Source organism: Pelagibacterium limicola (assembly GCF_015694405.1).
Lineage (GTDB): Bacteria > Pseudomonadota > Alphaproteobacteria > Rhizobiales > Devosiaceae > Pelagibacterium > Pelagibacterium limicola.
This window is the reverse complement of record NZ_JADQDB010000003.1, coordinates 181,761-193,512: the sequence shown is the minus strand read 5'-3', so window position 1 is coordinate 193,512 and position 11,752 is coordinate 181,761. Positions and strand designations below refer to the sequence as shown.

Here is an 11,752-nt window from a genome sequence, read left to right as displayed (position 1 = left end):
ACTACGGATCGGCGAAGAATTGCTGGGTGACGACGCTGGGCGTCAGGGCTTTTCTACCTGCGTAACGCGGTAGGTATGCATTTGGTCCCCCGCATCCGCGATCGACACATATTCGCCGATGATGAACCTTTCGTCCCCGAACCGGTATCCATGCTCGTCGTCGCTGGAACGGGATTCGTCGTAATCGAAATACCATTCGCCGTTCTCGTCCCGCTCAAGCATGCCCTTGCGGTCCTGCTGGCCGGGCGTAAAGAACCGCACCATGCAGCTCGCGGGCTCGTCTTCCCATAAGTCGCCCCAAATCCGTCCCTCATCGTCGAGCGGTGCAACGAATTCGTAGCCAGTGCGGGCGTCTCCCGAAGGACTGTGCGTTTCGCGCGCCAGTTCGAGCCTGATCTTGAAGAAATGTGGGCGATTGCGGTCCATGAGCGGTCTCCAAAAGTGATACAATTTCTTTATGGAGAAAGCCGATTAGTGGCGTTGACTTCGATCAAACCCGGGGACAAGCGACAGTGATCGCATGGAAGGAGCAAGCCATTATTTGAGGCTGCGCGCTGTTGCCGGTGGATAACCGCGCCGAGCCATCTCGTCGAGAAGGCGCTGCGGGATCGGCCGGCAGTCGCAATTGGCAGCGTGCTGGAGATGCCAGCGCATCCGCTGCTCGATAGTTGGGTTCTTGGGCATCCTGTGCAGCAGATGCCATTCGCGATTAAATCGGCCCATATCGGCCTCCTGTATCCCATGCCAGGAAAATACGCGTTGAACGGTGCGGCGGCCAAAACCTCGGCCGCAGCTCGATTATCAAATGTTAGCTTGCCCCTTGGGTTCTACCTGTAGGTGAGGGAGGCACAGCGGAACGACGCCCGGCGCTAGACAGAAGCGGTCGCTGCTTGCGTCAGGCTAGGGATACAGTATCGGGAACCGCGGGTGTTCGCGTTGACGGAAATCAAACACCCAACGCCGGAACGCCGGGCTGGAGGGAGTCTGCTTGAAGAACTAGCGAGCGCTTACGCAAGTTGGGGCTGCTCGGACATCACGAGCCGCTTCTGCATCTCACGGGGCGTCATGCCATAGGCAGACCGGAAGTGCTCGTAGAACTGGCTCTGCGAGCAGAAGCCGGATTCGAAGGCGACATTCGCGATCGACAGGTTGCCTTCGAATAGGAGGGAGCGCGCTCGGATCAGCCGCATGCGGATGACGAATTTCTGCATCGCAATCCCCATCACCGAGGTGAAGAGGTTCAGCGCATAGTTCGGGTGCAGGCCGACCACGCGGGCCACGTCCCGCGCCCCGAGAGGCTCGGACAGATTCTCCATGATGTGGCGCACCATGGCCACCACATAGCGCAGGGGCGAGGCCGCACGCGTACCGGGCGAAAGGCGTTCGATCCAGGGCGGAAGCAGAACGTCCCAGCCGATCATGGCGCTTCGCCGGAGCATATTTGCGATCTCGGATTTCAGTACGTCCGCCCGCTCTGGCTTACCGCTGCGGTAATCGGCGTACCAGCGCTGCAAAAGGGCGGTATCGGCGGCATCCTCAGGGAGCAGCGCCACGCCACCCGCCATCATCGTTTCGGTCAGATCACCGAGATTGGGCATGTATAGAAAAGCATCGAGCGGCAGATAGATGTTGCACTGTCGCGAGTCCTGCGCCGGCCCCGTATCGATTCCGACAGTCTGGTGCGGAATGCCGGCCCAGAACATGGCGAGGCGATTGGCCGGGATTCTCACCGGCCGACCGTCGAACAGGTATTCCATACTCCCGCCCGTAAGCCAGTTGAACTCGATATGGCCGTGCCAGTGTTCGCTGGACATCAAAAGCGGGGCGAACCATCGCACGCCGAATCGTCCGAACGCACGGGTGTTGGCGTAGAACTTGCGGTCGGGTCGAGGTGCGGGACCGGGGGCAGGAGAGAGATCGCTCATGGAATATCGGTTTCTTTAAAACCCGGAATAAGTGTTTAGAAAAGCGGATTGTACGGCCAATTGCAAGAGATACGATCAATGCGTCGCGTCGAGGCTGGGTAGGAGGCCCGCCTCCCGAGCGCGATCTTAATATCATGGGAGGAACCATGCGCAGGAAGCTTTACGCCCTTGGCGGGGCAGGCTTGTTGCTGGGCATATCCGCGACCGCGGTTTGCGCCCAGTCTGTCGAGCCGATGTCCCCACCGCCGCCACCCGAATTCGCTGCCCAGAGCGAGCCGATTTTCGTCGGCATTTCCGACATTCTGGAGTACCGCGCGCTTGACTCGTATTCCGAGCCCGGCTGGGTAACGGAGAACTTCGTCAACGCAGGCCGCCTGCCGCCGGTCGAGGAAAGGTTGCCGGCCGAACCGATGGTCTACAAGGCCGCCAACATGCCTGACGGCATCGGCGTCTATGGCGATGTCATGCGCCACGTCATTGGCGGACGCCCCGAAGGCTGGAACTATTTTGCCGGTCAGGTCCAGGGCTGGGGCGGCATCGACATCGGCATGTACGAATGTCTGACCCGCACCGGTCCGTTGTTCACGATCCGCGCCGATGAGCTCGAGCCGATGCCCAATCTGGCCAAGAGCTGGGAATGGTCCGAAGACGGTCGCGAGTTGACCATGCACCTCATAGAAGGCGCCAAGTGGTCGGACGGTCATCCATTCACCTCCGACGATGTGATGTTCTACTGGACCGATCACGTTCTCAACCCGAACGTCAGCCCGCTTGGCGGCGCAACGCCTGAGAGCTTCGGCGAAGGCACGACGCTGGAGGCCCTGGACGACTACACGATCAAGTGGACCTTCGCCGAACCGTTCCCGACCCAGTATCTCTACCAGATGGCCTATGGCACATTCTGCCCCGGCCCTGCACATATCCTGCGGCCCCACCATCCGGACTACTCCGACAACACCTACGACCAGTACGTCAACGCCTTCCCGCCGGAGTTCATGAACTTCCCGGTCATGGGCGCATGGGTGCCGGTGGAATACCGCCCCGACGATATCATCGTGTTGCGGCGGAATCCCTACTACTGGAAGGTGGATGAGGAAGGGAACCAGCTTCCCTATCTCGACGAGGTCTATTACCGCCTGTCCACCTGGGCAGACCGAGATGTTCAGGCCGTTGCCGGCTCTGGTGACTTCTCGAACCTCGAACAGCCCGAAAGCTATGTCGAAGCCCTGCGCCGCTCCGCCGACGAGAGCGCTCCGGCCCGGCTACAGTTCGGTCCGCGGACCATCGCCTATTCGCTGCACATGAATCTCTCCGCCACCGGCTGGGGCGATCCTGACGAGCGGCAGCAAGCGGTGCGCGAACTCAACCGCATGACCGATTTCCGCAAGGCGGTCAGCATCGCGCTCGACCGGCAGCGGCTGGGCGAAGCGTTGGTGCGTGGTCCGTTCACGGCCATCTATCCTGGCGGCCTGCTCGCAGGAACGACCTATTACGATGCCGACTCCACCGTCTATTACGGCTTCAACCTCGACGCGGCCAACGCACTGCTCGATGGGCTGGGGCTCGAAGATACCGATGGCAATGGCATCCGTAACTTCCCCGCCGACATGGCCAATGGACAGGATATCGAAATCGCCATCCTGACCAATACCGACTACGAGACCGACCGTAGCCTGGCCGAAGGCGTATCCGCCATGATGGAGAACATCGGCATCCGCGCCATCGTTCAGTTCCAGGACGGCAACGCCCGCGAAGCGGCGCGGCAGTCAGGTCGGTTCGACTGGCACATCTGGCGCGAAGTGTCCGAAGTCGTGACGGTGGTGCAGAACACCGTGCAGCTTGCCCCCACGGGTCCGCGGCTGCACAACTTCCACCGCGCTGGCTCGGATGGCACGATGGAACTGCTCGATTTCGAGCAGGAGATGGTCGACATCGTCAATGCCTTCATCAGAACGCCCGATCTTGAAGAGCGTGCGGAGTTGATGAAGGAGTATCAGCGGCTTTTCACTGAAAATGTCTATTCGGTTGGGCTGACCCAGTATCCGGGTGCGCTGATCATCAACAAGCGTTTTGCCAACATCCCGGCGGGTGCACCGATCTTCATGTACAACTGGGCGGAAGACAACATCATCCGCGAACGTGTGTATGTGCCGGCCGATGCGCAGTCGAGCAACGAATTGCATCCGCAGACGCTGCCCGGCGAGCCCGGCGGATCGGGCCCGGCGTCCTGACATCGGACTAGGCAAGCAAACGCGGGCAGGAGGCACGTGCCCCCTGCCCATCCCGGAAAGGATTCGGCGCCATGATCAGGTTCCTCACATTGCGGATATTGGGGGCGATCCCCATCCTGCTGCTGCTCTCGATGGTCACCTTCGCCATCATCGAAGCCAAGCCCGGCGACTATGCCGACTATATCCGCTCGATGCTGATGAACCAGGGCGGCGCCTCGGCCGAGCAGGCGGAAGCGCAGGCACAGGCCTACCGCGAGGCCCATGGTCTCAATGATCCGATGGTCGTACGCTATGTCCGCTGGATCACCGGGATCGTGACCCGGTTCGATTTTGGCCACTCCCTTTACTATAACAAGCCCGTTGGCAATGTGATCGCCGAACGCCTGCCGCCGACCATCGCGCTCGCGCTGACCTGCCACATCCTGGCTTCGATTTTCGGAATAACCCTCGGCATCATTGCGGCGACCCGCCAGTATAGCTGGACGGATACGTTTCTGGGTTTCATCTCGTTTCTCGGGATGACCGTCCCGCGGTTCCTGCTCGCAATCATCATTCTTTATGTGCTGGTCTTCCAGTTGAATGTATCGGAAGTCGGCATGTTCTTCTCGGCCCAATATGGCGGCGCGCCCTGGAGTTGGGCCAAGTTCGTCAACCTCCTTCAGCACGTCTGGCCGGTGATCTTCATCGCAACGCTTGGCGGTCTCGCCTACAACATGCGCGTCATGCGCGGCAATCTGCTCGATGTGCTGAACGCGCAATACGTGGAAACCGCGCGCGCCAAGGGGCTGTCGGAAGGCGCCGTCGTTATGCGCCACGCGGTACCCAATGCGCTGCATCCGCTGGTTGCCTATCAGGGCGTCGTGCTGCCCTACATGCTGACCGGTGAGATCGAAGTCGCCATTGTCTTTGGCCTGGCGACAGTCGGACCGGCCATCGTCGGTTCGATGGGCATCGGCGATGTCTGGGTCACCGCATCCTTCATGCTCGTCCTTGCGACCACCCTCATCATCGGCAATATCATTGCCGATATTCTGCTCGCCGTTCTCGATCCGCGCATCCGGCTTGGCGGGGAGGCACGTGAATGACCGACGTCCGCAACCCTCCCGCGATCCCTTTGCCCGTCGAACCGGGCGGCGGCGTCAAGCCGACTCCCGCCACCGAGCCTGCGCCTCCCTCGCGCTCGCGCTACGGCAATGAAGGCTATTACACCCTCGTCTGGCGCCGCTTCCGCCGTTCCGTCATGGGAATGATCGGCTTGGTATTGGTCCTCATCCTTTTCACCATGACCATCTTCGCCGATTTCTTCGCGCCGATGGATCCCAGGGCAACCAATATCCCGTTCGCGCCCCCCGACAGGATCAGCTTTACCGATCCCGAGGGCAACTTCACGCTCATTCCCCACGTCTACCCGATCGGGGAAACGGGTGAGTTCGACCCCATTACCTTCCAGCCTCTGACCGGCCCGGTCCTCGACGATCCCACCCCGATGGGCTTTTTCGTAAAGGGCAACCCGTACATGATTTTCTGGGTGATCCCGGCCGACATCCATTTTCTCGGGACCAGGGACGGTCGTCCCGTGCATTTCCTGGGTACCGACAAGTTCGGCCGCGACATTCTCTCGCGCGGCATCCACGGCGCCCGCATCTCGCTCATGATCGCCTTGGCCGTGGTGACCATAACGACGACCGTCGGCACGCTTGTTGGCATTACGTCCGGCTATTTGGGCGGGCATCTCGATACCTGGCTGCAGCGGTTCGTTGAGTTCGTTCTGGCCTTCCCGCAGTTGCCGCTCTATCTCGCGCTCACCTCTCTGATCCCGGTGACGGCGCCATCCAATGTGTTCATCGCCTTCGTGATTGGGGTCATGGCGGCACTCGGCTGGGCGCAGCTCTCGCGCGAGGTGCGTTCGAAAACCCTTGCGTTGGCGCGTATCGAATATGTGCGCGCCGCAATTGCCGTGGGGTCGGGGGATGCTCGCATCATCACGCGGCACATTCTGCCCAACGTCTTGAGCCACATCATCGTCGCGGTAACGATAGCAATCCCGACGGTCGTGTTACTGGAAAGCTTCCTCGGTTTCCTCGGCTTCGCCGTCAAGCCGCCGCTTATCTCCTGGGGGCTGATGCTGCAAGATACGGGCACCTTCTCGGTGATCGGCTCGTATCCCTGGATACTCTCGCCAGTGGTTTTCGTGCTCATTACCGTCTTTGCCTTCAACGCGCTGGGCGACGGCCTGCGCGATGCCGTCGATCCGTATTGAGGGAGAAGAGAAGATGACCGGAACGCAACCGAATCTCGCTCCCCCCGAACGTTACGACCTTGGCAAACATGGTCGGGAGCTGATCCTCGATGCCCGCAATGTCGCGGTCGACTTCAAGGTCGAAGGCGGCACGGTGAACGCGGTGCGCGACGTCTCCTTTCAACTCCACAAGGGCGAGACCATCGCGCTTGTCGGCGAATCCGGATCGGGCAAATCCGTGACCGCGCGGACCATCATGCGGCTGCTCACCAAGCGCGCCACCATCCTTCCCGGGACGAAGATTATGCTCGCCGGCAAGGACATCGTCTCCATGAAGGAAGACGACATGCGCAAGCTGCGCGGCAACGACGTTGCCATGATCTTCCAGGAGCCGATGAGCTCGCTCAATCCGGTTTACACCGTCGGCCAGCAGATCTGCGAAATCCTGCACCTGCACAACAAGATGTCCCGCAAGGAGGCCATGGAGCGCGCCAAGCAGCTGCTCGAAGAGGTGCAGATTCCCGAACCGGAGGCCCGACTCAAGCAATATCCTCACCAGCTCTCAGGCGGACAGCGCCAGCGCGTGATGATCGCCATGGCGCTCGCCAACCGCCCCGACGTGCTGATCGCCGATGAGCCGACAACGGCGCTCGATGTGACGGTTCAGGCGCAGATTCTCCATCTCATAAAGGGGTTGAAGGACAAGTACGGAATGGCGGTGATCCTCATCACCCACGACTTGACCATTGTCCGGCAGTTCTCCGAATACGTCTATGTGATGCAGAATGGCACGGTTCAGGAGCATAACGAGACTGAAGCCCTATTCTCCATCCCGCGGCATCCTTATACGCAACATCTTCTCGCCTCCGAGCCTAGGGGCGTTGCCAACCCGATTAAGGGTGACGAGCCGGTCGTTCTGGAAGGCAAGGGCGTCAAGGTGGCCTTTACCCTGAAGCGCGGCGGCTTCTTCAAGCCTGATTATTTCGAACTGCTCGCCGTCGACAATCTCGATATCAGGCTTCAGCGTCATGAGACGCTGGGGCTTGTCGGCGAGTCCGGCTCGGGCAAGACGACGTTCGGCCAGGCTCTCATCCGCCTGATACGGAACAATGGCGGCGAGATTTTCTTCGACGGCCAGTCGTTGCACGACAAGTCGCGCAACGAGATGCGCCCGCTGCGCTCACGCATCCAGATCGTCTTCCAGGATCCGTTCGCTTCGCTCAACCCCCGCATGTCCATCCGCCAGATCATCGAGGAGGGACTGATCGTCAACAATATCGGCGCCAACGGCCGGGAGCGGGTGGATCGCGTCCGCGCGGCCCTGCGCGATGCCGGCCTGCCCGATAACATCCTGACGCGGTTCCCGCACGAATTCTCCGGCGGCCAGCGCCAGCGCATAGCCATCGCCCGCGCTATTGCGCTCGAACCCGAGTTCATCCTGCTCGATGAGCCCACCTCGGCCCTCGATCTTTCGGTGCAGGCCCAGATTATCGATCTGCTGCGCAAGCTCCAGGATGAGAAGGGCTTGAGCTACCTTTTCATTTCGCACGACCTCAAGGTCGTCCGCGCTCTGTGCCACCGCGTGATGGTGATGCAGTTCGGCAAGATTGTCGAACAGGGGCCGGTCAGCGAGGTCCTGACCAACCCGAAAACCGAATACACGGCTCGACTCGTTCGCGCCGCATTTGAAATTGCCGCCTAATTCCTTGGAGACTTTCCCAATGGCCAACCCCAAAATCGCATTCATTGGCGCCGGTTCGACGGTGTTCATGAAGAACATCGTCGGCGATATCCTGCAGCGCCGCGCGCTGTCGGGTACCCACATCGCCCTTATGGACATCAACCCCACCCGTCTCGAAGAGAGCGAGATCGTCGTCGGCAAGATCATCTCGACACTGGGTGTCGGCGCGACCGTCAGTACCACCACTGACCAGCGCAAGGCGCTCGAGGGGGCCGACTTCGTGGTCGTCGCCTTCCAGATCGGGGGGTATGAGCCCTCGACCGTCATCGATTTCGAAGTGCCCAAAAAATTCGGTCTGCGCCAGACCATTGCCGATACGCTCGGCGTGGGCGGCATCATGCGGGGCATTCGCACCGTGCCGCACCTTTGGAAGATCTGCGAAGACATGCTCGAGCTTTGCCCACAGGCGATCATGCTCCAATATGTGAACCCGATGGCCATCAACACCTGGGCAATTGCGGAAAAATATCCGCAGATCAGGCAGGTCGGCCTCTGTCACTCGGTTCAGGGCACCGCGTGGGAGCTCGCCCGCGATCTCGACATTCCTTACGAGACGCTGCGCTACAAGGCCGCTGGCATCAACCACATGTCCTTCTTCCTCACCTTTGAGCAGAGACAGCAGGACGGCAGCTACAAGAGCCTCTATCCCGATCTGCTCAAGGGGTATCGCGAGGGGCGCATCCCGAAGCCCAGCCACTGGAACCCGCGCTGCCCCAACAAGGTGCGCTACGAAATGATGACGCGACTGGGCTATTTCGTCACCGAAAGCTCGGAGCATTTCGCCGAATACGTTCCGTATTTCATCAAGGAGGGCCGGGAGGATCTCATCGAGAAGTATGGCATTCCGCTCGACGAGTACCCAAAGCGCTGCATCGAGCAGATCGAGCGCTGGAGCAAGCAGGCCGAGCAGTACCGTAATACCGACACCATCAAGGTCGAGGAAAGCCACGAATATGCTTCCTCCATCGTCAACTCTGTTTGGACGGGCGAGCCGTCGGTGATCTATGGCAACATCAGGAATAACGGCTGCATCACGTCCCTGCCGGCCAATTGCGCCGCAGAAGTTCCGTGTCTCGTCGATTCAATGGGCATCCAGCCCACCTATATCGGCGAACTCCCGCCCCAGCTCGCCGCGCTGATGCGAACCAACATCAACGTTCAGGAACTGACCGTCCGGGCGCTGATGACCGAAAACCGCGAGCACATCTATCACGCCGCGATGATGGACCCGCATACTGCCGCCGAACTCGATCTCGATCAGATCTGGACGCTTGTCGACGATCTCCTCGCAGCTCACGGCGACATGCTGCCCGAATGGGCGCGAGGATCCCGCCAGCAGCGCGTTGCCTGACGGCTACCTCCCGGCCGTCACAGCAGACGGCCCCGGCGCACAAATCCGGGGCCGTCTCTCTCTTCACCTCAACCGATTGCGCTCAGTGCGACAAGAACGGCAAAAACGGTCAGAACGACCGCCGCGATCCGGTCGATGCCCCTTAGGGTCAGCCGTTCCATGCCGGAGCGCCGGAGCAGCGCCCCGAAGGTCATCCAGCCGATTGCGGTGACGGTGACGAGTACGGAAAATGCAGCGAAGTAAGGGAGCCGCGAAACAAAGCCGACGGGCGGGAAGATGCCGAAGGCCAGCACCAGCGCCTTGGGATTGAGCAGCGTGGTCAGGAACACGCGGCGTACCGCAATGCCGTTGCCTGGCAGACAGTCGGTGCCAGCGATCTTCCAGAGCTTGACCGACGACCATACGAGGAACGCTGAAGCGGCAAGCTTGCTGACGATCAGCACCGACGGCTGGACAGACGCGGCCGCGCCGACGATCTCCGTCCAGAACGTTATCGCCAGCCCATAGCCGGCCAACTCACCGATCAGCAACGGCATTGCACCGGCGACCCCGCGCCCGGCGCCGCCAGCCGCGACGAGCGTATTCGTCGGCCCGGGGGTGGCAAGCAGCACGAGCACGGCGAAAAGGAATAGCGGCCACTCAACCATAAGGCAGAGGCTCGCCGGTTTGCCGCGTCATGCCATCTCCCGGACGATTCTGAGGAACTCCGCGTGCCCCAGGGCCTTGGTCGCGGCCTGCTTGTACTCCTTGACGAGGCTATCATAGCTCTTTTTCGCAAACGTGCGCAGCGCAGGGTCGCGCGCCATCTCGCGCTTTGCGAGATCGCGGTCGAGCAGCCCCAGGCCGTCGAGTACAGGATAATGCAATTGCGTTTCGATGTGCGGGAGGCCATCGAGGTAGTTCGGGAAGTGTTCGTGCCGCGGCATTTCCCGTCCCCAGCGCGCAAGCCGATCCTTGGTCTCGGGATGGATGCGATTGGCCTTCACCTCGCGCCAGAAGGGGGTGTCCTCGCGCTCGACCACATAGTGCGTGTTGACGAATGTCCGGAAGTCGTCGACCTGACGGCCGACACGACGGTTATAATCATCCCGGTCCGCCTGGCTCATCTTGCTGGGCTCCTTCAGGAATCGCCCGGCAAACAGCATCACCTGGACGATCGTGCCGTGGATCGATGTGGATTCGAGCGGTTCGAGGAAACTCGACGAAAGCCCCACCGCAAGGCAGTTGCCAATCCACGGTGTTTCCAGCCGGCCAATGGAAAAACGAATGTCGCTGCGCACTTCGATCCCGTGCCCCAGAACGCGCTCGACCTCTTCCTTGGCTTCCTCGGGCGTCAGGAATTCGTCGGAATAGACGTAGCCGCAGCCATAACGGTACTGCGTGGGAATTTGCCACATCCAGCCCGCGCTTTGGGCCCATGCGCGCGTGTAGTTGGCGATCTCCTCGCCCTCCTTGATGTCGATCCAGAAGGGCAGGGCCCGATTGACGGGCAGTTCATGGGCGTAGGAGATCCAGGGCGCCTGCAACTCCTTGACGATGATCTGCTTGCGAAAACCCGTGGCGTCGATGAAAAAGTCCGCCTCAAGCCGCCTTCCTTCATCCAGGACGAGCGCATTGATAAGCCCGGTTTCAGGATCGCGCTCGACACCGGAGACGAGCGCATCGACAATATCTACCCCCTTGGATTTGCGCGCGAAGAACTTGCCGACCAGCGCTTGATCGAAATGGAACGCATAATGGAAGGGACCAAGCGGTACCAGCGAACCGTCCTTGCCCAGCGCATAGGGCGCCTTCTTGCGTTCGAGCAGCGGTCCGAAAAGATGCATATCCTGCACCGGTTTGCCCGCCGACACCGCGTAGACGTTAAGGTAATCGCTCGGTGCCCCGCGCGGCGGCTGGATGACCTGGTGCGGATCGTCGATCGGACCGTAATAGGTATAGCCCTTGCGCCGCCAGTCTTCGTGCCGGATGCCGAGCTTGAAGCTGGCCTCCGTCTCCCGGAAGAATTCGAACTCATCGATGTTGAAATGCTTGAGCAGCACACGAAACGCGGCCGTCGTCGCCTCGCCGACGCCAACCGTAGGAATTTTCGAGGACTCGACGACCGAAATCCTTGCGTTCAGCCCTTTACGCCACGCGCTATCCTGAATGATGAAGGCGGTGATCCAGCCTGCCGTCCCACCGCCTACAACCACAAAATGGCTTTGCCGTCCGTCCATCTTAACCCTCCCGCGTCGCGGCAGTCTGCCCCGCGGCGCGGCAATC

Annotated in this window: 10 protein-coding genes; 5 read left to right on the top strand and 5 right to left on the bottom strand. The window is 60.7% G+C overall.

The window, feature by feature from the left end; genetic code table 11:
• Positions 1-42 precede the first annotated feature (42 nt).
• The 3 genes from I2G20_RS07040 to I2G20_RS07030 form a co-directional block, all read right to left on the bottom strand.
• A complete protein-coding gene (locus I2G20_RS07040) occupies positions 43-426 on the bottom strand; it encodes a hypothetical protein (protein ID WP_196258986.1) in 384 nt (127 codons plus the stop codon).
• A gap of 111 nt (positions 427-537) precedes the next feature.
• Complete coding sequence (locus I2G20_RS07035) at positions 538-723, bottom strand: hypothetical protein (RefSeq protein ID WP_196258985.1); 186 nt, start codon at positions 721-723, stop codon at positions 538-540.
• 284 nt (positions 724-1,007) lie between these two features.
• Positions 1,008-1,925 (bottom strand): helix-turn-helix domain-containing protein, encoded by a 918-nt coding sequence (locus tag I2G20_RS07030; RefSeq protein WP_196258984.1) that lies wholly within the window; start codon positions 1,923-1,925, stop codon positions 1,008-1,010.
• 146 nt (positions 1,926-2,071) lie between these two features.
• On the opposite strand from I2G20_RS07030, the gene I2G20_RS07025 reads away from it, so the two are divergent.
• The 5 genes from I2G20_RS07025 (at position 2,072) to melA (ending at position 9,487) form a co-directional block, all read left to right on the top strand.
• Positions 2,072-4,156, top strand: coding sequence for an ABC transporter substrate-binding protein (locus I2G20_RS07025; RefSeq protein ID WP_196258983.1), 2,085 nt, complete (start codon positions 2,072-2,074; stop codon positions 4,154-4,156).
• A gap of 71 nt (positions 4,157-4,227) precedes the next feature.
• Complete coding sequence (locus I2G20_RS07020) at positions 4,228-5,241, top strand: ABC transporter permease (protein ID WP_196258982.1); 1,014 nt, start codon at positions 4,228-4,230, stop codon at positions 5,239-5,241.
• Positions 5,238-6,416: an ABC transporter permease gene (locus I2G20_RS07015; protein ID WP_196258981.1), complete on the top strand. Its 1,179-nt coding sequence runs from the start codon at positions 5,238-5,240 to the stop codon at positions 6,414-6,416. The genes I2G20_RS07020 and I2G20_RS07015 overlap by 4 nt, the downstream gene beginning before the upstream one ends.
• A gap of 13 nt (positions 6,417-6,429) precedes the next feature.
• Positions 6,430-8,097 (top strand): ABC transporter ATP-binding protein, encoded by a 1,668-nt coding sequence (locus I2G20_RS07010; protein WP_196258980.1) that lies wholly within the window; start codon positions 6,430-6,432, stop codon positions 8,095-8,097.
• A gap of 19 nt (positions 8,098-8,116) precedes the next feature.
• Complete coding sequence (melA, locus tag I2G20_RS07005) at positions 8,117-9,487, top strand: alpha-glucosidase/alpha-galactosidase (protein WP_196258979.1); 1,371 nt, start codon at positions 8,117-8,119, stop codon at positions 9,485-9,487.
• 68 nt (positions 9,488-9,555) lie between these two features.
• Here the strand turns inward: melA and I2G20_RS07000 are convergent, their stop codons facing one another.
• Both I2G20_RS07000 and I2G20_RS06995 read right to left on the bottom strand, forming a co-directional pair.
• Positions 9,556-10,134, bottom strand: coding sequence for a LysE family translocator (locus I2G20_RS07000; protein ID WP_196258978.1), 579 nt, complete (start codon positions 10,132-10,134; stop codon positions 9,556-9,558).
• A 27-nt stretch (positions 10,135-10,161) separates the two neighbouring features.
• Positions 10,162-11,706: a tryptophan halogenase family protein gene (locus I2G20_RS06995; RefSeq protein WP_196258977.1), complete on the bottom strand. Its 1,545-nt coding sequence runs from the start codon at positions 11,704-11,706 to the stop codon at positions 10,162-10,164.
• Positions 11,707-11,752 lie beyond the last annotated feature (46 nt).